Origin of the sequence: Chryseobacterium sp. S90 (genome assembly GCF_047444895.1) — a bacterium.
GTDB lineage: Bacteria > Bacteroidota > Bacteroidia > Flavobacteriales > Weeksellaceae > Chryseobacterium.
Map to the genome: position 1 here is coordinate 1,238,112 of NZ_JBLGCX010000001.1, position 22,327 is coordinate 1,260,438.

Here is a 22,327-nt window from a genome sequence, read left to right on the forward strand (position 1 = left end):
ATATGCCGGATTACAAGGATAAAACAGAGCTTATTGAAGAACTGAAGAAAAGATTCCAGCTTTACGATCAGGAATTTGATGATATTAAAGAAGACGAAAAAGATCTTCTCCAATCCGGAGTTGACAAAACTCCATCACAAAACATTTCTTATCAGTTAGGCTGGACTCATCTGCTTTTGCAATGGGAATCTGATGAAAAAAAGGGAATTGATGTTAAGACACCTACTCCTGAATATAAATGGAATAACCTGAAGGGATTATATCAGTCATTTTATGACCAATACGGATCTTATAGCTTACAAGAACAAAGAACATTATTACAAAATCAGGTGAATGAAATTATTGCATGGATAGAAAGCCTTGATGATGATACATTATTCATTCCGGAACAAAGAAAATGGGCAACTACACCGGCTCAATGGCCCGTCTGGAAATGGATTCATATTAATACTGTGGCTCCGTTTAAAAACTTCAGAACACAGCTTCGGAAATGGAAAAAAGAAAAAGGTACAGAATAGCTCTGTACCTTTTATATTTATATCTTCTTAGAAATATTAAGCCAATTTCATCAAAAGATTTTCGTCAATCTTCTCTACTTTCAGCAAATAGATACTATTAATTCTTTATTGCTTTTTTAGAAATTATCTGCCCATTTTCCTTGGTTATTTTAATAATATAAACCCCTTTTGGAAGCGCAGAAGTATTGTTGTCTTTTTGTCCTGAATTTTTCAAGACCAATTTCCCAGCTTCATCATAAATTTCGGTAAATTTTATTTTTTCAGTGGTTTTAAAATGTAATTCATCTTTGAAAGGATTGTTAAAACTAATTTCGTCAATCTTATTTATATTTTCACGCGTATTCAAAGTATTTTCTGAAATTAAATATCTTTTGATAAATCTAGGATTTACAAAAAGATAGAGATAACCATCTTTTACAGAAATAAATACTTTGTCATCAGGATTTACCATAGCAGTGGTAATTCCTGTATCTAAAAGATTCTGATTGTTTATTGTACTTAATCCATTATTATTGAAATTGGCGAGATACATCTTTTTCGGATAGTTATCATCGAAAACAGGAATAATATAATTATTATCATTGACAGCAGCAAAATCCTGGTTGTACAATAAATTTGTAGCACTTATGTTACTTGGTAAATCAATTCTACCATTATTTCCAAAAGAATTATCTAACATTCCCGTTGATAAAGTTTTTGTTAAAAAGTTAGTATTATTATCAAATAAATAATTGATGAAAGAATTGTCATTCAAAACACGAAATTTCATAATCGTTGCAGAAGTTCCTGTAGAAAATTGCGCATCTCCGTTCACCCCGAAATTAGTATCATAATAACCCGTGGTGTAATTCATCTTTCTAAAATGAGAATAATTACCATCGTATTCTAAAACAGAATTGTTCGAAAATAATGGAACGAATTCCTGATGGTAATCAAAAATTGGATAACCATAATTTGTTAAAAGATTATTACTCACAAGACTTCCATTGGTACCAAAAGTCGTATCTAAATTCCCTGACTGTGTGTATCGATAAAAATTATTTATGGTTCTGATAATTAATTTGCCATCAGGAAGTACTTTCCGATAAATTTCTGACGGATGATAGCTTAACGATTGTCCATTCGTTCCATAAGTTTGATCTAAAGTTCCATTATACAAATATTTTCTACCAGAAAACATGAATAGGTGCGATGAAGTAAGGTGATACACAAAATCTGCATCTTCATTAGCATTGTAGTTTTTCGGGAAAAGAAAAGAACCACCTGTACCAAAACTACCATCTAAGCTACCATTATTATTAAGCATTGTAATTCTGGAGTAAGTAAGATCCGGATCTACAAGATCATAATTTTGAACCATTATTTTGTCATTTAAAAAATGGTAAGAAAGAAATGCAGTAACATCTGATCCTAAATCAACTGTACTATTATTTCCAAAATTAGAATCTGGGATTAAGTTAATTTGTGCATTGATCAAAGAACTGACCAATACAATACTTGTAGTAATTAATTTTCTCATTAAAGTGTGTTTTTATCTGGTACAAATTAATGAAAAAAATACAAAAAAATACAAAAGCGAACAAAATGCTCGCTTTTATATAATATTGTAGAAATGATTTCGACTAAACCAATGTCATCAAAAGATTTTCATCAATTTTCTCTACTTTCACAATATTGTTCTTTGTCAGAGTTTTGGAAGCTTTATCCCATTTTTTACCGGATAACTGGCTTCTTTCTTTTACTTCAGCTAAAGACATTGCTTCTTCCTGAGAGTTAAGGATTTCAAGGATAACCTTTTCATCTTCTCCCAATTCAATCTGTGGAACTGCTTTTTCAGGTCTCATCTGAGGGAAGAATAATACTTCCTGGATGGATGCATTATTCGTTAAGAACATAATTAATCTGTCCATACCGATTCCTAACCCTGAAGTTGGCGGCATTCCATATTCCAATGCTCTTAAGAAGTCCTGATCGATGAACATTGCCTCGTCATCTCCTCTTTCAGATAAAGTCATCTGTGCTTCAAAACGTTCTCTCTGATCGATAGGATCATTAAGCTCTGAATACGCATTGGCAATTTCTTTACCACATACCATTAATTCAAAACGTTCTGTTAAGCCTTCTTTGCTTCTGTGTTTCTTTGTCAGTGGAGACATTTCGATCGGATAATCTGTAATGAATGTCGGTTGAATAAAGTTTCCTTCACATTTCTCACCGAAAATCTCATCAATTAATTTTCCTTTCCCCATCGTCTCGTTTACTTCAATACCGATAGACTTGGCAAAATCGTATAATTCCTTCTCAGTTTTTCCTGTAATATCAAATCCTGTATATTTCAGGATCGCTTCTGTCATGGAAACTCTTGGGTAAGGAGCTTTCCAGTTGATCGTGTGTTCACCGAAAGTAGATTCTGAATTTCCATTCACCTGAGTGGCACAGAATTCCAATAATTTCTCAGTGAAATCCATCATCCAGTTGTAGTCTTTATATGCTACATAGATCTCCATTGCGGTAAACTCAGGGTTATGCGTTCTGTCCATCCCTTCATTTCTGAAGTTTTTAGAGAACTCATATACTCCGTCAAAACCACCTACAATCAATCTTTTCAGGTATAATTCGTTGGCAATTCTTAAATATAATGGAATATCTAATGCATTGTGGTGCGTGATAAACGGTTTTGCTGCAGCTCCACCAGGAATTGACTGTAAAATAGGAGTTTCTACTTCAAAATAACCCGCATCGTTGAAGAATGTTCTCATGGCATTGAACAATTTTGTTCTTTTTACGAAAATTTCTTTAACCTGAGGGTTTACCGTTAAATCTACATAACGCTGTCTGTATCTTAATTCAGGATCTGTAAAACCGTCATGTACAACACCGTTTTCGTCGGTTTTAGCCTGAGGAAGAGGACGCAAAGCCTTTGTAAGAAGTGTAAAGTTCTTTACTAAAACCGTCATTTCTCCTACCTGCGTAGTAAACAATTCTCCTTCGATACCGATAATATCACCAATATCCAAAAGGTGTTTGTATACTTCATTATATAGTTCTTTATCTTCACCCGGACAGATCTCATCTCTGTTGAAGTAAACCTGGATTTTTCCTTTAGAATCCTGCAATTCTGCGAAAGAAGCCTTCCCCTGAATTCTGCGGGACATCAATCTACCAGCGATCTTCACCTGTTTACTTTCAGAAAAGTCCTGTTTTATAGATTCTGTAGTATCTGTAATGGTATACTCATCCGCAGGGAACGCATTAATCCCCATTTCAGTAAGCTTATTCAGCTTTTCTCTTCTAATGATTTCTTGTTCTGATAATTGCATTTCTTATTTTTCTAAAAGCGTACAAATTTAGGCATTTTTGACATGACCATCAATGGCTTTTTTCAGAAATTTTAAAAAGTGAAGAGGAATGATGTTGAGATTCGGGGTACGGGATATTGAGATACAGGATTCGGGATGCTGTCAATAGTGAATTTTGCTTCGCAAGCGAATGGTGAGTTTTGATGGAAAATCAAGATAATGACAACCTAACAAAAACAGCAACAAAAAAACTAGCAACCAGAAACCTTGAACCTTAAATAAACCAGGTTGTTCTGTCTTTTTGAGGAATAAACGTCCAGGCCAGCATTCTGCTTACCTTTTGTCCCTGAGCCATATCAATAGTTTTCACTTCTACAGCGTTTACTTTCTTTAAAAGATTGGTGAGTTTATTGAGGTTGTCTTTTTTGGAAACCAGACACGTAAACCAAAGAACCTGTGATGAAAATAATACACTTTCATGAATCATCTTTGTAATAAAAGCCAGTTCGCCTCCTTCACACCAAAGCTCAGACTGCTGACCGCTAAAGTTAAGAACAGGCTTGGCTTTCTTTGATTTATTAAGATTTTTTGTTTTCCTGATATTTCCTTTCATTGCAGACTCCTCAGAATCATGAAAAGGAGGATTACACATGGTGAAGGTAAATCTGTCATCAGGATTAATGATATTGGTAAAGATATGATCAGCATCAGGCTGACTTTTCAACTGAATAACAGAAGTAAGGTCTTCATTTTGATCCAGAATATCTTGAGCGTTGGTCAAAGAATCCTGATTGATATCTGTTCCCAGCATTTTCCAGCCATAAGCTTTGTGGCTGATTAAAGGATACACAAGATTGGCTCCTGTTCCTATATCCAGACCTTTTACAGAATTTCCTGTCGGAATTTCGTCCAGCTGTTCAGCTAAAAGATCAGCAATATAATGTACATAATCTGCCCTTCCGGGAATTGGTGGACAAAGATTGGTGTCGGGAATATCCCATCCCTTAATATGATAAAAATGTAAGAGTAAGGCTTTATTGAGCAGTTTCACCGCTTTTGGAATGCTGAAATTAATGGTTACCGTCTGATAAGCATTAACGAAAACATAGTGTTTCAGTTCCGGCACACAAGAAATAAGCTCATCAAAATCATAGGGATTACGATGCAGATTTCTTGTGTGCAGACTGGATTTTTCAGCGGACATATTTTATTTCTTCTGACTTAAAATATATTCCACCATTTTTTTGGCATTTTCTTTAGATACCTGTGGATGGGCAGCCATAGGCACACTTCCCCATACTCCACTTCCGCCTTCTATAATTTTGGAAGCCAGCAATTCTGTATCCTTTTCAGAGTACTTCCCTGCAATTTCCTTATAAGAAGGTCCTATCATTCTCTCATTCACAGAATGACATCCTGAGCAATCCAATGTTTCCATGATCTGGTCACCTGAAAGATTAGATGCTGCCGGTTCTGAAACAGCAGCTGTTTCAGAAGAAGGAGCCACTTCTGCTGTATTTTCTTTTTTAGAACAGGAAATGATCAGAAGACCGAGTGTTCCTGCCAAAAGTATTTTTTTCATTATTTCTTCGCTGTAGAATCTGTTTTAGCAGCTTCAGGAGCAGTTGTAGCAGGAGTTGCAGCAGCAGGAGCAGCAGTTTTAGCTGTAGAATCTACAACGGTAGTTGCTTCTGGTTCTTCAAGCATCGTGTTAGTATCCTGTAAAGAATGATCTGGCTTTTTTTTGCAGCTTGCTAATAATAAACCTCCGATAAATGCGATTGCTAATACTTTTTTCATTTTTTTCTAATTTGGTAGCAAAAATATAAAAAATAAAGTTTTAAACTTATGACAAATGTTTTCTTTGATAAATATTTTTTAAGGGCTGAATTGTCATCAGATCAATAAAAAATAATTCAAATAATAGGGAAATTTAAATAGGCTTACTATTTTTGTATCACGGATCATCCGAACCAAATCAATCTATTAATTGAAAAGTTTATGACTAAAAAAAATCTATTGGGTACAGCTTTCTTCGCTCTACTCTCTTCCCTGCTTTTTTCCTGTGATAATTCATCGAACGAGCCACAATCAGAATATTCTGATAAAATTGAATCTGTAACGCTTTTAAAAACTACAAAGTCTTGGGATGGAACTGTGTATCCGGCTTATCCCACAACACAGCCTGAAATATCGGTTCTGAAAATTGCCGTACCTCCCAACAAAGCTCTGGACTGGCATAAACACCCAGTCATTAATGCAGCGTATGTAGAAAAAGGAGAAATCCAGATCGAAAGAAAGGAAGACGGCAAAACACAATGGATAAGAAAAGGCCAGGTTCTTCCTGAAATGGTTAATACCGGCCACAGAGGTAAAACCGGAGATAAAGGAGCTACGCTGATTGTTTTCTATAGTGGAACTCCTGATATTCCTTTGTCTGAACCCGTAAAATAGTTGTTTTAAACGCCATGTTCGCAAAGTAATTATCATAAACTCTATTTTTTTGTTCGCAAGGGCACTTCGTTTAGTTAATGACAACGGACTTTGCTGAGTAAAACGCCTCTGCGACCACTTTAACAGTAATTTAATAACATCTTTGCGACCTCAGCGTTTAATAAAAGATTATTATCGTTATATTTAATCCATGGTTTTAATTTCAAAAATTCTTTTTTTTACCAGTCATCATGGTTTTTATACTGTGATTTTGTTACTGGTATTCTTTGGAGGACTTTCGTACCTGACCAAAAAAGCATGGTTTTTGATCCCCATTATTCCTCTGGCTATATTAAACGGATTTGGAGGACAGTTTTTAAACGCATGGTTTTTAAACAAATACGGAGTGGAAAGCACTGCAATCATTACGTCTGATGTAGAAACCAACTCTACTCTGAATGACATGTATATTCATGATTATGAAGCTATTGTAAAGAAACAGGACGGAAAATATATTTCAACATTTTTCTCTACTACAACAGCTTCTATCTATCCGATTGAAAATGCAATCAGAATACCGCAAACGGAGGTTTCTTTTCCTGTAAAATACATTCCGGGCTATGAAAAAAACATAGTGATTCTCTACAATCAGTCTGATGAAGGACAGGCAAGTCTTAAGTATTCAAAATTGGCTCCTATCAATTCAGCAAAAATCAAATATGAAGCAGACAGAACCAATAAGGAGTTCATTGAAGAATACATTTCAGCATTAGAAGAATATGTAAAATATTATGATGAAGCAGCTTACAAAGAGAAAATCAAAGAATTGCAACTTGAGCTGAAGCAGCTTAAATAGAAGATTTTTATGTTAAGTTTTTTTAATTTTTACTATTTTTTAGTTTTTGTATTAAAAAAATTTCTACATTTGTCCCATGTTTAAAATGAGCAACAATATTTGGTGGTGGCTTTCAAACTCTTCGTCGGGTCTGAAGGTATTGTCATGTTGCTAATCATACAGCAGAAATAATCAAAAAACAATATATAGGCTTTGACGGATACCGTTGAAGCCTTTTTTTATTCTTTAATCTTACAAAAAAACAAAATGCATACTGACACAATTAAAATAAAAACTGTTTCGAAAAAAACACTGGGAGATCTTCATACGCCCATGAATATTTATCTTAAAATCAGAGATAAATTCCGTGATACCATTCTTCTGGAAAGCTCGGATTCAAAAAGTATTGATAACAACTTTTCTTTCATCGCAGTAAATGCCATTGCAGGAATTGAAGTAAAAAACCTCAACGAATATGAAATCAAGCTTCCTGCTTCTGCTCCTATAAAGCAGTTCATGATGGAACGCAATATCACAGATATATTCGAGGAATTCAGGAAAATTTTTAAATGTGAAGAAACGAACGATCCTATAGAACAAACTGCTCAGAGCCTTTTTGGATATACAAGTTTTGAAGCGGTACAGTTTTTTGAAAAGATCAATCTTAAAGCACAAAGTAAAGAAGTTGAAATTCCTGTTCTGAGATACAGATTATATCAATATGTAATTGCAATCAACCATTTCAACGATGAAATGTATATCATTGAAAATTCTATTGACGGGGTAAAATCTGAGTTCCATCTGTTGGAAAACCTTATTAAAAATCAGAATACCCCTGTGTATCCTTTCGAAAAAACTGATGAGGAAACGTCTAATATTACTGATGAAGACTATAGAGAATTAGTAAAAACAGCCCAAAAACACTGCATGCGTGGCGATGTCTTCCAACTGGTTTTGAGCAGAAGGTTTGAACAGAAATTCAAAGGAGATGAATTCAATGTATACCGTGCTTTAAGAAATATCAACCCTTCTCCGTATCTTTTCTATTTTGATTACGGAAATTACAAATTATTCGGATCAAGCCCTGAAAGCCAATTAATTATAAAAGACCATAAAGCAATCATCCACCCGATCGCCGGAACATCTAAAAGAACAGGAAACTTTGAGACTGATCTTCAAGCTATTGAAGAATTAAAAGCTGATCCTAAAGAAAATGCAGAACATACCATGCTGGTTGACCTGGCAAGAAATGATCTTGGAAAACTCGGAAAAAATGTAACGGTAACCAAACTTAAAGAAATTCAGTTGTTCTCTCACGTAATCCATATGGTAAGTGAAGTAACAGCCGATGTTTCCACTGATATCAACCCTCTTGAAATGGTATCTGCAACTTTCCCTCAGGGAACACTGAGCGGTGCGCCGAAGCATAAAGCGCTTCAACTAATCAACCAATACGAAAAAGATTCCCGCGGATATTATGGCGGCTGTATAGGAATGATCGGATTGAACGGAACCTGCAACCAGGCCATTATGATCAGAACTTTCTTAAGTAAAAACAATACGCTCTTTTACCAGGCTGGTGCCGGTATTGTGGCTAAATCAGTTCCGGAAAATGAACTGCAGGAAGTCAACAATAAACTGAATGCACTGAAAAAAGCAGTGGAAAAAGCAGAAAAAATAGTTGAAAAATAAAATAAGCCCAACCAACTAGCAACTAGCAACTAGCAACTAGCAACTAGCAACTAGCAACTAGCAACTAGCAACTAGCAACTAGCAAAACAACCTAACAAAAAAGAAATGAACAACAATATAAACACTCAGCAGCCACTTAAAGTTCTTGTTTTTGACAACTATGACAGCTTCACTTATAACCTGGTCCAGATTATTGAAAGAATTCTGAATCAAAGAGTGGATGTGGTAAGAAATGATGAAATTACTCTGGAAGAAATCGGAAAGTATGATAAGATCATTCTCTCTCCGGGACCTGGAATTCCTGAGGAAGCAGGCATTTTATTAGACCTTATTAAAGAATATGCACCTACAAAAAGTATCCTGGGAGTGTGCCTTGGACAGCAGGCCATTGCTGAAGCTTTCGGAGGAAATCTAATCAATCTGACTGAAATCTTCCACGGAGTTGCAACCACTACTGAACTGGTAAAAGAAAATACCAAACTTTTCAAAGATCTGAATTCAGGACTGGAAGTAGGCAGATACCACAGCTGGGCAGTAAATCCTGAAGGTTTCCCGGAGGAACTGGAAATCACAGCTGTAGACAAAGACGGAATGATCATGGCTTTACAGCATAAAACTTATGATGTACACGGAGTACAGTTTCACCCTGAAAGTATTTTAACTCCGGAAGGAGAAGTAATCATTAAAAACTTTCTTTTATCGTGAAAACACTAGAAATCCCATCAATAACAATAAAAACACCACAAATGAAAGAAATACTGCAATACCTGTTCAACCATAATACGCTTTCAAAATCAGAAGCTAAGGCTACCATGATTGAGATTGCACAGAATAAGTTCAATGCCGCAGAAGTTACTGCATTTATCAGTGTTTTCCTGATGAGAAATATTACTTTGAAGGAAGTGGAAGGCTTCAGAGAGGCTCTGCTACAGATGGCTGTTCCTGCTGATATAGATGCAAGTGATGCCATTGACATTGTGGGAACGGGAGGTGACGGAAAAGACACTATTAATATCTCAACATTAGCAAGCTTTGTGGTGGCAGGAGCCGGGCAGAAGGTAACCAAACATGGAAATTATGGAGCTTCCACTATCACTGGTTCATCCAATGTACTGGAGGAACTGGGATATCAGTTTAAAAACAGTTCGGAGCAATTGAATGAAGACCTTGAAAGAGCCAATATCTGCTTTTTACATGCTCCTTATTTTCATCCCGCGCTTCAATCTGTTGGACTATTGAGAAAATCTTTAGGTTTAAGAACATTTTTTAACCTTTTGGGACCATTAGTTAATCCTGCAAAACCCAAATATTCAATGATTGGAGTGTACAACCTGGAAATTGCAAGAATTTATCAGTACCTCCTTCAAAAAGAGGAACGTGAGTTTATTCTGGTACATGGCCTTGACGGATATGATGAAATAAGTCTTACTGACGACAGCAAAATCATTACAAAAAACGGAGAAGAGATTTATTCCGCAGAAGATTTAGGTTTCAACCCGGTAACGCTGGAGGATATTAAGGCTGGAAGTTCTGTTCAGGAAACGGCAAAAATATTTATGAATATCCTGGAAGGAAAAGGTACGGAACAACAAAATTCTGTGATTCTGGCCAATGCTTCAGTAGCGCTCTACAACACGCATCGCTTCGGAACGTATGACGACTGTCTTCTTCTGGCTCAGGAAAGTCTTCAAAGTGGAAAAGCATTAAACAGTTTTAATCTCCTGATTAATTAAATTCATTATTCACTTGCGAAGCAAAATTCACCATTGACCAAACATAAACACAAGAAATGACTATACTGGATAAAATTATTGAACGAAAAAAAGAGGAAGTTGCCGGAGCAAAATCACGTATATCTCTTGACCGGTTAAAAAACACAGGCTTTTTTGGAAGAAAAACCCATTCTCTGAAAGAATCTATCAAAAATAGAAGCGGAATTATCGCTGAATTTAAAAGACAATCTCCTTCAAAAGGAATCATCAACAATAGCGTGGAGCCATTAGAAGTGGTTTCAGCATACGAAAATTTTGGAGCCAGCGGAATTTCTATTCTGACTGATCATGATTTTTTCGGAGGAAACTTAAATGATATTGTAAGTGTAAGAAATGATATTAACATTCCGATTCTGAGAAAAGATTTCATGATTGATGAATACCAGTTCTATGAAGCTAAAAGTATTGGAGCTGATGTTATTTTACTGATCGCATCCTGCCTTTCACCCGCTCAGGTAGAAGAATTTACAGATCTTGCTCATGAACTGAACATGGAAGTTTTACTGGAAATTCATACGGAAGATGAACTGAAACATTGTAATTCAAAAATTGATCTTGTAGGAATCAACAACAGAAACCTTAAAGACTTCAAAGTGGACCTGCAACATTCTGTTCAGCTGAAAAACCTGCTTCCAAAAGAAGTTTTATCTGTAGCGGAAAGCGGTATTTATAACCTTGAAGATTTTCAGTTTTTAAAAGAAAAAGGATTTGACGGCTTCCTGATGGGAGAATATTTTATGAAAAATACGAACCCGGCTAAAGCATTTGAAGATTTCTCAGTACAAATTTAATAGATAAAATGATACCTGAAATGAACCTGCAACCTACCAGCACTCCCAAACTCAAAGTATGCGGCTTAACGCAATTAAGCCAGATTCAAGAGCTGATGGCAATGAACATAGATTTCCTTGGCTTCATCTTTTATGAAAAGTCACCGAGATATGTTTTGAATCATCTGAGCCTGGAAGAGATTTCTACTATAAATCACCAGGGAAAAACTGGCGTTTTTGTAAACGAAAAAGCAGAGGTCATTCTACAGATTGTTCAAAAAGCAGAATTGAATTTTGTACAGCTTCATGGCGACGAAAGTGATCGTTTCATTACTGAATTAAGACAAAAACTGGATCCCGAAGTCAAGATCATTAAAGTGATAAGGATAGGAAACAATGATTCAGAAACCAAAAATAAAATACTGCAAACTTTCAGTCAGCAATCTGAAACCTGCAACCTGTCACCTATCACCTATTATTTGTTTGATACAGACGGGAAAGCATTCGGTGGAACAGGAAAACAGTTTGACTGGACTTTGCTGAACGATCTTAAGATTCCACTGCCCTACTTTTTAAGTGGTGGTATTTCAGAAGAAAATATTGGAGATATCGAAGATTTACAACAGCAGCCTTTTGCTTTAGATATCAATTCAAAATTTGAAATCGAACCTGGAAATAAAGATATTGACCGTATAAAAAAGTTTAAAAACCTATATCAATAAAAGATATAACCCCTAAAAAAACACAACGATGAACATACATTTGCTAAAAAAGACATTTTATAAAAACTTATTTCCTCCTAAGTTTGGGAATGAAAAAATCCAGGCCTTGTATCATTTTGTTGCCGAGAATGACAGCAATATAGAGCATTGGGAAGTTGGCGGATTATTGTCTGAGTTCATTGAAATCATTAAAGATTTTCAGGAAACCGATATTCAGTATTTTTTTGAAAGAATCAGTTTGTGGAACAGCTATTATCTTGTTATTATTTCAGATAAGTTTCTGGAAAGCCATGTAAGATCAGTTATAAATTATGACTTAGGATTGATCTATGCTAAAATATTTCTGCTGTATGAAGACTCTGATTCTTATTATCTGATTGACAATCTGGAAATTGCAATTACCATGTATCAATCCAAAATAGATAAAGCAACGCTAATTGATTTAATGCATAAAATAGAATTATTACATTATAAAAAACTGATTACCAAACAACAATACGATTATCATCTTACATTTATTAATAGCTTAAACTCATGAAATATCAGGTAAAGGAAACGAAGGATTTAACGGAAAATGAGATAGAACATATCTTACAGCTTTGGGATATTTCTGCCTGGAACAGCATGAGGTCTGCTTATTTCCGGACTTTTTTCAAAGATTCTGAATTTCATTTTATAATGGATACTGATGAAAATATTCTGGCATTGATGCGTGTCAATTTTGATTTTACGTTAAAAATAGCCGGCACTGATTATTCCTTTGCGGAGGCTGTAGGACTTGTTTCTGCTCATAAAAAGAAAGGGTATGGAGCTGCTTTAGTTCGTCATTTCAAAGAAAATGTCATTCAGAGAAATTTGGATACTATTGGTTTCTGTCATTCGGATCTCCGTCCTTTTTATGAAAAGTGTTCGATTGAAATTCTTCATGACAAAGCTAAAATGATCAAAGAAAGTATCAATTCGGAATGGGTTAACTCTGAAGACGATGATATTTTGATTTTTAATGCATCAAAGGAAACCAAAGAACTGCTTAATCAGCTAAGCGCACAGAATAATGCTTATTTAATTACTAAAGAATAAAAAAATGAATTATAAAAACCCCGATGAAAACGGATATTATGGAGAGTTTGGAGGTGCTTTTATCCCAGAAATGCTCTATCCTAATGTAGAAGAATTGCAAAAAAACTATCTTGAAATTATAGAGTCTGAAGATTTTCAGGCCGAGTATCAGGATTTGCTGAAAAACTATGTAGGCCGTGCCACACCTTTATATTTTGCTAAAAACCTAAGTCAGAAATACCAGACTCAGATTTATTTAAAACGTGAGGACCTCAACCATACCGGAGCTCATAAGATCAATAACGCTCTGGGACAGGTTCTATTGGCAAAACGCCTTGGAAAAACCAGAATTATTGCTGAAACCGGAGCCGGACAACATGGTGTTGCCACCGCTACAGCCTGTGCTTTGCTTGGTTTGGAATGCATCGTTTATATGGGAGAAATTGACATCCAGAGACAAGCTCCGAATGTGGCAAGGATGAAAATGCTGGGGGCGGAAGTAGTACCAGCCACTTCAGGATCAAAAACACTTAAAGATGCTGTTAATGAAGCGTTAAGAGACTGGATCAACAATCCTCAGACAACTCATTATGTGATTGGAAGCGTGGTGGGTCCTCACCCATTCCCGGATCTTGTAGCAAGATTTCAGAGCATTATTTCAAAAGAGATTAAAGAGCAGCTTAAAGAAAAAATCGGAAGAGAAAATCCGGATTACGTGATTGCCTGCGTAGGAGGTGGAAGTAATGCTGCTGGGACTTTCTATCATTTTGTGGAGGAAAAAGCAGTGAAAATCATTGCCGCTGAAGCAGGAGGATTGGGAGTAGATTCCGGGAAATCTGCAGCAACTACATTTTTAGGAACACTTGGGGTACTTCACGGAAGCAAAAGTCTTGTGATGCAGACGGAAGACGGCCAGGTTATAGAACCCCACTCTATCTCTGCAGGATTGGATTATCCAGGGATTGGTCCTTTTCATGCTCATTTATTTAAAGAAAAACGTGCTGAATTTTTTAGCATTAATGATGATGAAGCTTTAAAATGTGCTTTCGAGCTGACCAAACTGGAAGGAATCATTCCGGCATTGGAAAGTTCCCATGCGCTGGCTGTTCTTGACAAAAAGAAATTTAATGAAAACGATGTTGTTGTTATTTGTCTGAGCGGCCGTGGGGATAAGGATATGGAAACGTATTTGAAAAATCTGTAAAATGTAAAAAGTATTCACGTAAAATGACTTTAACAGATAAAACCTGATCATAAATACATTTTACATAAATACATCAATACAAAAAAGAAAGAAATGAAAAAACTAAATATATACTTCACAGCAGGAATTCCACAACTGGAAGATACCGCTGATATTATAAAACTGATTCAGGATTCCGGAGCAGATATGATCGAGATCGGAATGCCCTATTCTGATCCTGTGGCAGACGGACCGGTGATTCAGAAAGCTCATGAACTGGCTTTGCAAAACGGAATGACGATTGAAAAGTTATTATCTCAGTTAAAAGCCATCAAAGACGAAATCAGAATTCCGATTATCCTGATGGGATATATCAATCCTGTTTTGAGTTTTGGATTTGAGAGATTCTGTGCAGCATGTTCCGAAAGCGGTGTTTCAGGGTTGATTCTTCCTGACCTTCCCCCTATTGAATTTGAGAAAAACTATCAGTCTGTTTTAAAGCAGTACAATCTTAATTTTACCTTTCTGGTCACTCCGGAAACCTCTGATGAAAGAATGATGTATCTTGATTCTTTAAGTTCAGGTTTTCTGTATGCAGTAAGCTCTTCCTCTACAACGGGAAATGAAAATGCAGTTTTAAAAAATGAATACTACCTTTCCAGGGTAGCTTCCCTCCCACTCAAAAATCCTGTGATGATCGGATTCGGAATTAAATCGAAAGAGGATTTTGAAAATGTAACAGAAAAAGCGGATGGCGGTATCATAGGAACAGCCTTTGTAAATATTCTGCTTCAGGATAAAGACTGGAAGAAAAGTGCCATAGATTTTATCCATTCCATAAAAGGGTAAAATTCACTAAATTTGTATATCAAAAATTGAAATGAATACAAATCAAAATAAATCAGTAGAATTTGAAGATTTAGGGATCAAAGAATATCAGCCAGCCTGGGATTATCAGGAGCAGCTGATGAAAAATATCATTGATACCAAGATAAAAAACAGAGATCTTCCTGCAGAACAGCATACAACCACTCCCAACCACCTTCTTTTTGTAGAGCATCCTCATGTGTATACTTTAGGAAAAAGCGGACATGAAGAAAATATGCTTGCCGGCATTGATAAACTGAAAGAAATTGATGCCACTTTCGTAAAGGTAAACCGTGGCGGAGATATTACTTATCATGGTTACGGACAGGTTGTAGGCTATCCTATCCTGGATCTTGAGAACTTTTTTACAGACATTCATTTATATATGAGAAATCTGGAAGAAGTGATCATCAGAACCATTGCCGAATATGGTATTAAAGGAGAACGTTCTCCAGGAGAAACCGGAGTCTGGCTGGATGTAGGGAAACCTTACGCAAGAAAAATGTGTGCGATGGGTGTGAAAGCTTCAAGATGGGTAACTCTTCATGGTTTTGCATTGAATGTAAATACAGATATGCGTTATTTTGAATACATCATTCCATGTGGGATCAAAGATAAGCAGGTGACTTCTCTGAAAAGAGAACTTGAAAGAGAGCTTACTCCGGAAGAAATGGAAGAACTGAAAGCAAAGATCAGAAAACATTTTGCTGACGTTTTTCAGGCAGAACTCATTTACAAATAGTCAATTGACTTAAAATATAATAAACCCAGTTTCAATAGTCGAAACTGGGTTTTTAGTTTAAATACTATCATAATTATCAGAACATTTAAATCTTACTGAATCTAAACCGTTTTATTTTTAATTTGGAAATCAAAGGTTTTCAAAACCTTATAGATGTTGAAAAATAGTGCTGATTTGTGAAATTGGCCAGATTCCTACGGAATGACACAATTGGAATCGAGGTTTTACCCCACAGTTTGTCCATTCCGTAGGAATCTAACCCATGAAAACCAAAAAACTCATAATTTTTTAAAAAACTTGTTTTATTTAAATCCACCACTATAATCATTAGTTTTTCGCCATTTTCAATATCATAAAATCAATAAAATGAAAGAATAATTTATTTTATTTAAAAAAAATCTTGCGTATATTTTAAATTTTATTACTTTTAATATCACAAAATAGTGAACTATTACAAATTAAAATGTTCACTGAAAATTAACCACCAAAATATAAAAACTATGAAAAAATTTCTTTTATCCATGATGGTATTCGTGACGGTACTGTCATTTAATTCCTGTTCAGATTCAGGTGCCAATCAGGATCCTAATCTTGTTGCCAAAGAGTCAAACGAAATCGCAATGAAAGACTTTGGTAAAACTGTCCCGGTAGGGATTGATAAAGAAGACGGGAAATTTAAAATCTCATTTATGGTTACTGCTCAGCCCTACTACATCAAGGACAGTAAAGAAAATGCAGGCTATATTTCCATGATCAGACAGGCTGTTGAAAACGAAACTCCTGTTCAGATTTTCCTTAAAGCCAATACCAGCGAAATCGCAAAAGTAGACAAAGCTACTGCTGAAGATATTCGTTATTTCAAATCTATCCTTACTAAAGAAATAAAAGAAGAAAGCCGAAAAGCAGTAAGCGTTATTCCTAACCTTGCCACTTTAAACAGTCTGTTTGCTCAGATAAAAAATCAGGCTTGCGGAACTTCTACAGCTTCTTCTCCGTGCATTACATTCAGATATCCTGTTGACGGATGCTATGCAAGAGCCCATAAAATGAGACAAATACTATTGAATGCAGGATACGACTGTGAAAAGCAATTCGTGTATGGTAACCTGAGAGCTTCTACAGGAACATGCTGCGTATCATGGGTATATCACGTAGCGATATTGGTAAGTTTTAAAAATGCTTCCGGAATTGTTGAAAAAAGAATCATTGATCCATCATTATTCTCCAGCGGACCTGTAACTGATGCTGCATGGAGAGCTGCATGTACAAACACAAGCTGTGGATCTGCATCTGTATCTTCTTATGCCAATACGGCAGGAAACGTGTACTACAGAAGCCCGGCAGGTTCTTTACTGTATGATAACAACTATGTAAATACCAATTGTGTATTGAATATCTTCTCATCCCTTTCAGGATGCTCTCCTTCTCCTGCTCCTAGTGTAGCAAGCTGTGGATTTTAACTAATTTATATAGAGCTCCTGCATTTATTTTGATACATTGCAGGAGCTTTTTACTTAATACTTTTTGCTATGAAAGCCTGGTCCTATTTATTATTACTTTTTATTATGATTACATCCTGTTCCGGTAATTCCAGTTCGCAGAACTTAACCTGGTATAATAATGCTACTATTTCAGATATCACCGAAGATCCGGATAAACCCAATGAAGTAGTACGTGTTGCCATTGGAATCAGTGCTCAGGTTTTTTATATTTCAAAAAAATCACCGGAGTACAAAACTCTGATGGAAAAGGCAACCCAGAGCCTTAAGAAAAGTAAGACCTATAATATTGGTATTGAAAATAAAACCAATATCATCAAAGAAATTAAAGAGGTGAAATAACCTTTAATTGCTCTGAAATAGTCTGCCGTTATCTGATCACAGAAATCCCGGCATCTACTTTTACTTCAGCACCATGGATATAAGAGGCTTCTTCTGAAGCAAGAAACAGAACTACATTGGCTATTTCTGACGGTTCCCCCTGTCTTTTAAAAGGTATGGTAGGAATAATGTCCTCAATGGCATTTTCAATCTGCTCCCCGGTTAAGCCTGTATTATTAAAAATATTGGTCTTAATATGTCCGGGACTCACCCCGCTGACACGGATCCCGCGTTCTGTAAGCTCTACCGCAAAGGTTTTAATGAAAGACTGTACTGCTGATTTGGCCGCAGAATACACGGAAAAATTATGCATTGCAATATCCGTCGCCACAGAAGTATTAAAAATAACGGAGCTTCCGCTATTCATCAATGGTAATATTTGCTGCACTGTAAAAAAAGGACCTTTTACCAGAAGATTAAAAAGTTCATCAAACTGATTTTCATCCACATATTCTACAGGAGCAAATCTTCCGTATCCGGCATTGGCAAAGACCAGATCAATCTGTTCGGTGTACTTTCTGACTTCCTGCTGAAGGTTCATCAGGTCTTTTATATTTCCGGCATCGGATACAATTCCAAAAGCCTTTTCACCAAGTTTTTCCAGCGCCTTATTCACAGTATCTTCACTTCTTCCTGTAATAATGACTGTTCCTCCTTCTTCAATAAATTTCTGAGCGGTAGCCAGACCCATTCCATTTGTTCCTCCGGTAATTAAAGCCGTTTTGTTTTTAAATCTCTGCATTGTTTTTTGGTTTAAAATTCTTCTGCAAAGATTGCAATCGAGAGAATCTTAAAAAATCCGAATCATGCGAAAATGAGTTAAAAGCAAACTGTATTACTATTTATTTTAATTCATCAATAATCGTCATCAATAAAATCTTTCAAAATTAAATTGCACACAATTAAATTGTTTATACATTTGTACTGTTGTTTTACTTCAATTAAAAAAACAGGAAGTTCAACAATCACCAAGTAGTTTAATTTAAAACAAAGAAAAAAATGTCATTAATAGAAAACCTAAACTGGAGACACGCTGTAAAAGCTTATGACCCGAACAAAAAAATTTCACAGGAAGATCTTAATACTATTTTAGAATCAGCAAGACTGGCTCCTACTTCATCGGGATTACAACCATTCCGAATCATCGTGGTAGAAAATCAGGAACTGAAAGAAAAAATGGTAGCAGGTGCTTTAAACCCTGAAGTAATGAGAGATTCTTCTCACGTTTTGGTCTTTGCAGCATGGGACAGCTATTCTAATGAAAAAATTGACAAAGTTTACGATTATCATACCGATGTAAGAGACCTTCCAAGAGGTCGTTTCGGAAGCTATACCGATAAAATTAAAGAAATGTATGGGGCACAGACTCCTGAAGAGCATTTTGCACACACGGCCCGCCAGACTTATATTGCCTTAGGAATTGCCCTGGCTCAGGCTGCAGAACTTAAAATCGACAGTACTCCGGCAGAAGGATTCAGTAATGAAGTGGTAGATGAAGTATTGGGATTAAAAGAATTAGGATTAAAAAGTGTAAGCCTTTTATACCTTGGATACCGTGACGAAGCCAATGACTGGCTGTCTTCTATGAAAAAAGTCAGAATTCCAATGGATGAATTTATCATAAAAAAGTAATACCTTCATCGAATCTTTCGTACTCAAACTTATGGAAAATCCGAAAACACCCAAACTAGAAAACCAGATTTGCTTCCCGCTGTATGTTATAGCCAAAGAGATCACAGGGCTTTACCGTCCTTTCCTCGATGAGCTGGACATAACGTATCCGCAGTACCTTGTTATGATGGTATTATGGGAAGGTGACGGACTTACAGTAACCCATATAGGGGAAAAACTGTTTCTCGATAGCGGCACTTTGACACCTCTTCTTAAAAGATTGGAAACCAAAGGATTTATCATCAGAAAAAGAAAAAAAGAAGACGAAAGAGTGGTTGAAGTATTTTTAGACGAAGCAGGAAAACAGCTTCAGAAAAAAGCATGTGAAATTCCGGGAAAAATTCAGGAAAGACTGGGCATACAGCCGGAAGAACTGCTGCATCTTAAAGACACAGTCCTAAAAATATTAAACAAAATAGAAAATAAATGAAAACATTATATACAACTCAGGTAACTGCTCAAGGAGGCAGAAACGGACATGTAAAAAGTGAAAACGGAGTATTGGATCTTGATGTAAGAATGCCGAAAGCATTAGGAGGAGCCAATGAAGATTTTGCCAATCCTGAAATGCTTTTTGCAGCCGGATATTCTGCATGTTTCGACAGCGCATTAAACAGAGTAATCAGTCTTTCTAAAGTAAAAACCGGAGAAACAACTGTTACTGCACAGGTAAGCATCGGCCAAATTGAGAATGGAGGTTTCGGACTGGCGGCAGAACTTGATGTCAACATTCCTGGAGTTTCTATTGAGGAAGCACAGGCTCTGACAGAAAAGGCACACCAAATCTGCCCTTATTCTAATGCAACCAGAAATAATATGGAGGTGAAACTATCAGTAACCAACAACGATTAATCCAATTTTTTTAAGCATAGTTATAACGAAAGGAGCTGTTTCCATGGAAACAGCTCCTTTTTTTATTTTTGATTTTCCCACGGATCTCGCAAATGGGCACAGATGATTGAGGATACTTTTAGTAACAGTTCGTCATCATTCATAACTCATCATTTATAATTTATAATTCACCATCACCTTCTGTCTTTATTCACATCACTTTTCTGATAGGCATCTACTTTTCTATAAGAATCATTTTTCTCTTTTTCTTTTTTATCGGAGATCAGAATGCCGAAAAGATGGTCAATTTCATGCTGGAAAATAACAGCTGTGAAACCTTCTACAATTTCTGAATATTTCTGTCCTTTCAAATCCACATATTCCAGTTGAATCACTTTACTTCTGTAAAACTGATCCCTGAAATCCGGAATAGACAGGTCTCCTTCCGGCCCAAGATTCTGCAGATCGGAATGCCATACAATGACAGGGTTGATAAAATATTCCAGAGGAGTTCCTTCTTTGTCAAAACGTTGTACCCAGATGATCTTTCTGTTGATTCCCACCTGTGGCGCTGCAATTCCTACTCCACCATCCGTAGAAAGAAGAGATTCTTTCATTCTTTTTACCAGAACAGCTGTATTCGGATCAAGGGGATCTGCTTCTGAAGAAATACTCAGCAATGTTTTATGCTGACTGGCATCCGTTGTCTGATAAATCGGTAATGCTGTATCTACATCTCCCTGATTAATAATTGAAATCTCATTGGAAGTAAGTTTCTGTGCGTTCAACAGGCCTATAAAAAAGATCAGCAGGATGGGTAATTTCTTCATATTTTTTGAATGTTATACAAAGGTAAATATTGTAGAATAAAAATGATTATGGAACGCTGATTTTTATGTTTTGGCTAAAGCCGTTGAAGCTTTAATATAAAAATGGCCGGGCTAAAGCCCGACCCTATTGAATTCGATGTAAGTTTGATTTTTGTCATTCTGAAAGGAATGCAATGTAGCGGAGAATCTTATAATTAAGTAATAGGGAGATTCTTCCTTCTTCAGAATGGCATTTTTGTAAAAAATTAAAAAGTCTTGGTCATATCCGCAGGGATAATCAGATTAAAATCTGTTGGAATATATTCTTTAGCAGGAACTTTCAATTCGGGATCGTCTGATTCAAAAACAGAGATTACTGCCATTTTCAGGTTAGGATTTTTCTGTTTGATATACCAGTAGATTCCGCCAAATTCTTTACTGTGATAGTTTCCGTTGTAATGGATAAATGTTTTTCCGGCCTGGAAGTTTTTCAGGATAGATTCTGCCATTGTAGCATCTTTCGTTGCCTGGGCTGAAATAAAATTCATCACTTTTGTTCCTTCTGCATGATCTCCCATCATTGCTTTCATTTCCGGATACCCAGGAGTGTCTAATGTAACTTTTATCGGCAACTGAGCAATATATGTTTTCTCTTTTTCAGTTAATTTATTTAGGGATTCCAAACCTTCTTTAGCGGTTTGAGAGGCATATTTCCTTGGGATATTGGTGGCAATAAAATTCAGTTTTTTATTTTTAGCAAAATCTACCAAAGGTTTGTAATCCGTTGCATAGTTGTTCCATAAACGTGCAGAGTCTTTGAATGTTTTAGCATCAAATTTCCCATTCAGATATTGGTTCAGCTGAGCCTGATTGTCTCTTTCAAACATTTCAGCTCCTAAAATAAGCTGTCCGTTCTTTTTAGCAAACAGAGCTTCTGTAATTTTAAGCTGAAGCCAGTGATTGATAGAACTGTTATGGTTTTCACCAAAAAAGACCACATCATAATCCGCCAGTTCTTTCACCAGTTTTTCCGTCTTTACTTCTTTTCCATTTTTATCATAAAACTGGAAAGCTTTAAGCTCCTGTGCCTTCAAAGAACAGAAACCCGCAAGCAGTATCGCTATGAAAATATTTTTCATTTTTTTATATTTAACCACAAATTACACAAATATTTTGGCACTCATTGTACTATAATTTCAAATTCACTTATCTGCAAATCTATCCTTAAAGTCTTTGATTATTCT

General features: G+C 36.0%; 26 protein-coding genes. 18 read left to right on the forward strand and 8 right to left on the reverse strand.

The genetic code is table 11. The annotated features are described in order from the left end of the window. Positions 1-2: 2 nt before the first annotated feature. The gene (locus tag ACLMCG_RS05750) at positions 3-518 is read left to right on the forward strand and encodes a ClbS/DfsB family four-helix bundle protein (RefSeq protein ID WP_413959122.1); all 516 of its coding nucleotides are present in this window, start codon (positions 3-5) and stop codon (positions 516-518) included. Positions 519-615: 97 nt separating this feature from the next. Here the strand turns inward: ACLMCG_RS05750 and ACLMCG_RS05755 are convergent, their stop codons facing one another. From ACLMCG_RS05755 to ACLMCG_RS05775, 5 genes are all read right to left on the reverse strand, one after another. Continuing rightward, positions 616-2,037, reverse strand: coding sequence for a T9SS type A sorting domain-containing protein (locus ACLMCG_RS05755; RefSeq protein ID WP_413959123.1), 1,422 nt, complete (start codon positions 2,035-2,037; stop codon positions 616-618). A 103-nt stretch (positions 2,038-2,140) separates the two neighbouring features. Continuing rightward, positions 2,141-3,838: a lysine--tRNA ligase gene (lysS, locus tag ACLMCG_RS05760; RefSeq protein ID WP_413959124.1), complete on the reverse strand. Its 1,698-nt coding sequence runs from the start codon at positions 3,836-3,838 to the stop codon at positions 2,141-2,143. A 253-nt stretch (positions 3,839-4,091) separates the two neighbouring features. Then, entirely contained in the window at positions 4,092-5,021 is a 930-nt protein-coding gene (rlmF, locus tag ACLMCG_RS05765) for a 23S rRNA (adenine(1618)-N(6))-methyltransferase RlmF (RefSeq protein ID WP_413959125.1), read from the reverse strand. A gap of 3 nt (positions 5,022-5,024) precedes the next feature. Next, complete coding sequence (locus ACLMCG_RS05770; protein ID WP_413959126.1) at positions 5,025-5,399, reverse strand: c-type cytochrome; 375 nt, start codon at positions 5,397-5,399, stop codon at positions 5,025-5,027. After that, positions 5,399-5,617 carry a hypothetical protein gene (locus ACLMCG_RS05775; protein WP_047423548.1) on the reverse strand — a complete coding sequence of 73 codons (219 nt, stop codon included), beginning with the start codon at positions 5,615-5,617 and terminating at the stop codon, positions 5,399-5,401. The genes ACLMCG_RS05770 and ACLMCG_RS05775 overlap by 1 nt, the downstream gene beginning before the upstream one ends. Before the next feature lie 201 nt (positions 5,618-5,818). Between ACLMCG_RS05775 and ACLMCG_RS05780 the strand changes: the two genes are divergently transcribed. The 14 genes from ACLMCG_RS05780 (at position 5,819) to ACLMCG_RS05845 (ending at position 17,733) form a co-directional block, all read left to right on the forward strand. Further along, positions 5,819-6,271: a cupin domain-containing protein gene (locus ACLMCG_RS05780; protein WP_413959127.1), complete on the forward strand. Its 453-nt coding sequence runs from the start codon at positions 5,819-5,821 to the stop codon at positions 6,269-6,271. 190 nt (positions 6,272-6,461) lie between these two features. Further along, positions 6,462-7,106 carry a hypothetical protein gene (locus ACLMCG_RS05785; protein ID WP_413959128.1) on the forward strand — a complete coding sequence of 215 codons (645 nt, stop codon included), beginning with the start codon at positions 6,462-6,464 and terminating at the stop codon, positions 7,104-7,106. Positions 7,107-7,352: 246 nt separating this feature from the next. After that, a complete protein-coding gene (locus ACLMCG_RS05790; RefSeq protein WP_413959129.1) occupies positions 7,353-8,777 on the forward strand; it encodes an anthranilate synthase component I family protein in 1,425 nt (474 codons plus the stop codon). Positions 8,778-8,882: 105 nt separating this feature from the next. Further along, positions 8,883-9,482, forward strand: coding sequence for an anthranilate synthase component II (locus tag ACLMCG_RS05795; protein WP_413959130.1), 600 nt, complete (start codon positions 8,883-8,885; stop codon positions 9,480-9,482). A 41-nt stretch (positions 9,483-9,523) separates the two neighbouring features. After that, entirely contained in the window at positions 9,524-10,510 is a 987-nt protein-coding gene (gene trpD, locus ACLMCG_RS05800; RefSeq protein ID WP_413959131.1) for an anthranilate phosphoribosyltransferase, read from the forward strand. Positions 10,511-10,566: 56 nt separating this feature from the next. Beyond that, complete coding sequence (gene trpC / locus ACLMCG_RS05805; protein WP_413959132.1) at positions 10,567-11,340, forward strand: indole-3-glycerol phosphate synthase TrpC; 774 nt, start codon at positions 10,567-10,569, stop codon at positions 11,338-11,340. Positions 11,341-11,360: 20 nt separating this feature from the next. Next, positions 11,361-12,041, forward strand: a complete 681-nt coding sequence (locus tag ACLMCG_RS05810) for a phosphoribosylanthranilate isomerase (RefSeq protein WP_413959133.1) — start codon at positions 11,361-11,363, stop codon at positions 12,039-12,041. A gap of 28 nt (positions 12,042-12,069) precedes the next feature. Next, complete coding sequence (locus ACLMCG_RS05815; protein ID WP_223600327.1) at positions 12,070-12,579, forward strand: hypothetical protein; 510 nt, start codon at positions 12,070-12,072, stop codon at positions 12,577-12,579. Further along, the gene (locus tag ACLMCG_RS05820) at positions 12,576-13,121 is read left to right on the forward strand and encodes a GNAT family N-acetyltransferase (RefSeq protein ID WP_413959134.1); all 546 of its coding nucleotides are present in this window, start codon (positions 12,576-12,578) and stop codon (positions 13,119-13,121) included. The genes ACLMCG_RS05815 and ACLMCG_RS05820 overlap by 4 nt, the downstream gene beginning before the upstream one ends. A gap of 4 nt (positions 13,122-13,125) precedes the next feature. Further along, entirely contained in the window at positions 13,126-14,304 is a 1,179-nt protein-coding gene (gene trpB / locus ACLMCG_RS05825) for a tryptophan synthase subunit beta (protein ID WP_413959135.1), read from the forward strand. Positions 14,305-14,376: 72 nt separating this feature from the next. Next, a complete protein-coding gene (gene trpA, locus ACLMCG_RS05830) occupies positions 14,377-15,132 on the forward strand; it encodes a tryptophan synthase subunit alpha (RefSeq protein ID WP_413959413.1) in 756 nt (251 codons plus the stop codon). Between the two features lie 31 nt (positions 15,133-15,163). Continuing rightward, on the forward strand, positions 15,164-15,892 hold the full coding sequence (gene lipB / locus ACLMCG_RS05835) for a lipoyl(octanoyl) transferase LipB (protein ID WP_413959136.1): 729 nt from the start codon (positions 15,164-15,166) through the stop codon (positions 15,890-15,892). Positions 15,893-16,392: 500 nt separating this feature from the next. Further along, a complete protein-coding gene (locus ACLMCG_RS05840) occupies positions 16,393-17,352 on the forward strand; it encodes a protein-glutamine glutaminase (RefSeq protein WP_413959137.1) in 960 nt (319 codons plus the stop codon). Positions 17,353-17,421: 69 nt separating this feature from the next. Further along, positions 17,422-17,733 carry a hypothetical protein gene (locus ACLMCG_RS05845; protein WP_413959138.1) on the forward strand — a complete coding sequence of 104 codons (312 nt, stop codon included), beginning with the start codon at positions 17,422-17,424 and terminating at the stop codon, positions 17,731-17,733. Between the two features lie 28 nt (positions 17,734-17,761). Here ACLMCG_RS05845 and ACLMCG_RS05850 read toward each other — a convergent pair whose 3' ends face one another. After that, positions 17,762-18,514 carry an SDR family oxidoreductase gene (locus ACLMCG_RS05850; RefSeq protein WP_413959139.1) on the reverse strand — a complete coding sequence of 251 codons (753 nt, stop codon included), beginning with the start codon at positions 18,512-18,514 and terminating at the stop codon, positions 17,762-17,764. A 257-nt stretch (positions 18,515-18,771) separates the two neighbouring features. On the opposite strand from ACLMCG_RS05850, the gene ACLMCG_RS05855 reads away from it, so the two are divergent. Genes ACLMCG_RS05855 through ACLMCG_RS05865 form a run of 3 tightly spaced genes read left to right on the forward strand, consistent with a single transcriptional unit; the run spans position 18,772 to position 20,295 of the window. After that, positions 18,772-19,404 (forward strand): NAD(P)H-dependent oxidoreductase, encoded by a 633-nt coding sequence (locus ACLMCG_RS05855; protein WP_309875341.1) that lies wholly within the window; start codon positions 18,772-18,774, stop codon positions 19,402-19,404. A gap of 31 nt (positions 19,405-19,435) precedes the next feature. After that, the gene (locus tag ACLMCG_RS05860) at positions 19,436-19,873 is read left to right on the forward strand and encodes a MarR family winged helix-turn-helix transcriptional regulator (RefSeq protein ID WP_413959140.1); all 438 of its coding nucleotides are present in this window, start codon (positions 19,436-19,438) and stop codon (positions 19,871-19,873) included. Beyond that, positions 19,870-20,295, forward strand: coding sequence for an organic hydroperoxide resistance protein (locus ACLMCG_RS05865; protein WP_223600337.1), 426 nt, complete (start codon positions 19,870-19,872; stop codon positions 20,293-20,295). Before ACLMCG_RS05860 ends, ACLMCG_RS05865 begins: the two co-directional genes overlap by 4 nt. Positions 20,296-20,468: 173 nt before the next feature. On the opposite strand, the gene ACLMCG_RS05870 is transcribed toward ACLMCG_RS05865, so the two are convergent. Together ACLMCG_RS05870 and ACLMCG_RS05875 are read right to left on the reverse strand one after the other, a co-directional pair. After that, positions 20,469-21,104, reverse strand: a complete 636-nt coding sequence (locus ACLMCG_RS05870; protein WP_413959141.1) for a peptide deformylase — start codon at positions 21,102-21,104, stop codon at positions 20,469-20,471. A gap of 245 nt (positions 21,105-21,349) precedes the next feature. Beyond that, positions 21,350-22,222 carry a ChaN family lipoprotein gene (locus ACLMCG_RS05875; RefSeq protein ID WP_413959142.1) on the reverse strand — a complete coding sequence of 291 codons (873 nt, stop codon included), beginning with the start codon at positions 22,220-22,222 and terminating at the stop codon, positions 21,350-21,352. Between the last annotated feature and the right edge of the window lie 105 nt (positions 22,223-22,327).

Bases quoted from the DNA above. Each gene is read 5' to 3' on its own strand.
- lysS (WP_413959124.1), bottom strand. From the start codon at position 3,838: ATGCAATTATCAGAACAAGAAATCATTAGAAGAGAAAAGCTGAATAAG.
- ACLMCG_RS05795 (WP_413959130.1), top strand. From the start codon at position 8,883: ATGAACAACAATATAAACACTCAGCAGCCACTTAAAGTTCTTGTTTTT.
- ACLMCG_RS05855 (WP_309875341.1), top strand. From the start codon at position 18,772: ATGTCATTAATAGAAAACCTAAACTGGAGACACGCTGTAAAAGCTTAT.
- trpD (WP_413959131.1), top strand. From the start codon at position 9,524: ATGAAAGAAATACTGCAATACCTGTTCAACCATAATACGCTTTCAAAA.
- ACLMCG_RS05780 (WP_413959127.1), top strand. From the start codon at position 5,819: ATGACTAAAAAAAATCTATTGGGTACAGCTTTCTTCGCTCTACTCTCT.
- ACLMCG_RS05785 (WP_413959128.1), top strand. From the start codon at position 6,462: ATGGTTTTAATTTCAAAAATTCTTTTTTTTACCAGTCATCATGGTTTT.
- trpC (WP_413959132.1), top strand. From the start codon at position 10,567: ATGACTATACTGGATAAAATTATTGAACGAAAAAAAGAGGAAGTTGCC.
- ACLMCG_RS05870 (WP_413959141.1), bottom strand. From the start codon at position 21,104: ATGAAGAAATTACCCATCCTGCTGATCTTTTTTATAGGCCTGTTGAAC.
- ACLMCG_RS05820 (WP_413959134.1), top strand. From the start codon at position 12,576: ATGAAATATCAGGTAAAGGAAACGAAGGATTTAACGGAAAATGAGATA.
- ACLMCG_RS05865 (WP_223600337.1), top strand. From the start codon at position 19,870: ATGAAAACATTATATACAACTCAGGTAACTGCTCAAGGAGGCAGAAAC.
- lipB (WP_413959136.1), top strand. From the start codon at position 15,164: ATGAATACAAATCAAAATAAATCAGTAGAATTTGAAGATTTAGGGATC.
- ACLMCG_RS05810 (WP_413959133.1), top strand. From the start codon at position 11,361: ATGAACCTGCAACCTACCAGCACTCCCAAACTCAAAGTATGCGGCTTA.
- ACLMCG_RS05770 (WP_413959126.1), bottom strand. From the start codon at position 5,399: ATGAAAAAAATACTTTTGGCAGGAACACTCGGTCTTCTGATCATTTCC.
- ACLMCG_RS05755 (WP_413959123.1), bottom strand. From the start codon at position 2,037: ATGAGAAAATTAATTACTACAAGTATTGTATTGGTCAGTTCTTTGATC.
- ACLMCG_RS05790 (WP_413959129.1), top strand. From the start codon at position 7,353: ATGCATACTGACACAATTAAAATAAAAACTGTTTCGAAAAAAACACTG.
- ACLMCG_RS05815 (WP_223600327.1), top strand. From the start codon at position 12,070: ATGAACATACATTTGCTAAAAAAGACATTTTATAAAAACTTATTTCCT.
- ACLMCG_RS05750 (WP_413959122.1), top strand. From the start codon at position 3: ATGCCGGATTACAAGGATAAAACAGAGCTTATTGAAGAACTGAAGAAA.
- ACLMCG_RS05860 (WP_413959140.1), top strand. From the start codon at position 19,436: ATGGAAAATCCGAAAACACCCAAACTAGAAAACCAGATTTGCTTCCCG.
- rlmF (WP_413959125.1), bottom strand. From the start codon at position 5,021: ATGTCCGCTGAAAAATCCAGTCTGCACACAAGAAATCTGCATCGTAAT.
- ACLMCG_RS05840 (WP_413959137.1), top strand. From the start codon at position 16,393: ATGAAAAAATTTCTTTTATCCATGATGGTATTCGTGACGGTACTGTCA.
- ACLMCG_RS05845 (WP_413959138.1), top strand. From the start codon at position 17,422: ATGAAAGCCTGGTCCTATTTATTATTACTTTTTATTATGATTACATCC.
- trpB (WP_413959135.1), top strand. From the start codon at position 13,126: ATGAATTATAAAAACCCCGATGAAAACGGATATTATGGAGAGTTTGGA.
- ACLMCG_RS05775 (WP_047423548.1), bottom strand. From the start codon at position 5,617: ATGAAAAAAGTATTAGCAATCGCATTTATCGGAGGTTTATTATTAGCA.
- ACLMCG_RS05850 (WP_413959139.1), bottom strand. From the start codon at position 18,514: ATGCAGAGATTTAAAAACAAAACGGCTTTAATTACCGGAGGAACAAAT.
- ACLMCG_RS05875 (WP_413959142.1), bottom strand. From the start codon at position 22,222: ATGAAAAATATTTTCATAGCGATACTGCTTGCGGGTTTCTGTTCTTTG.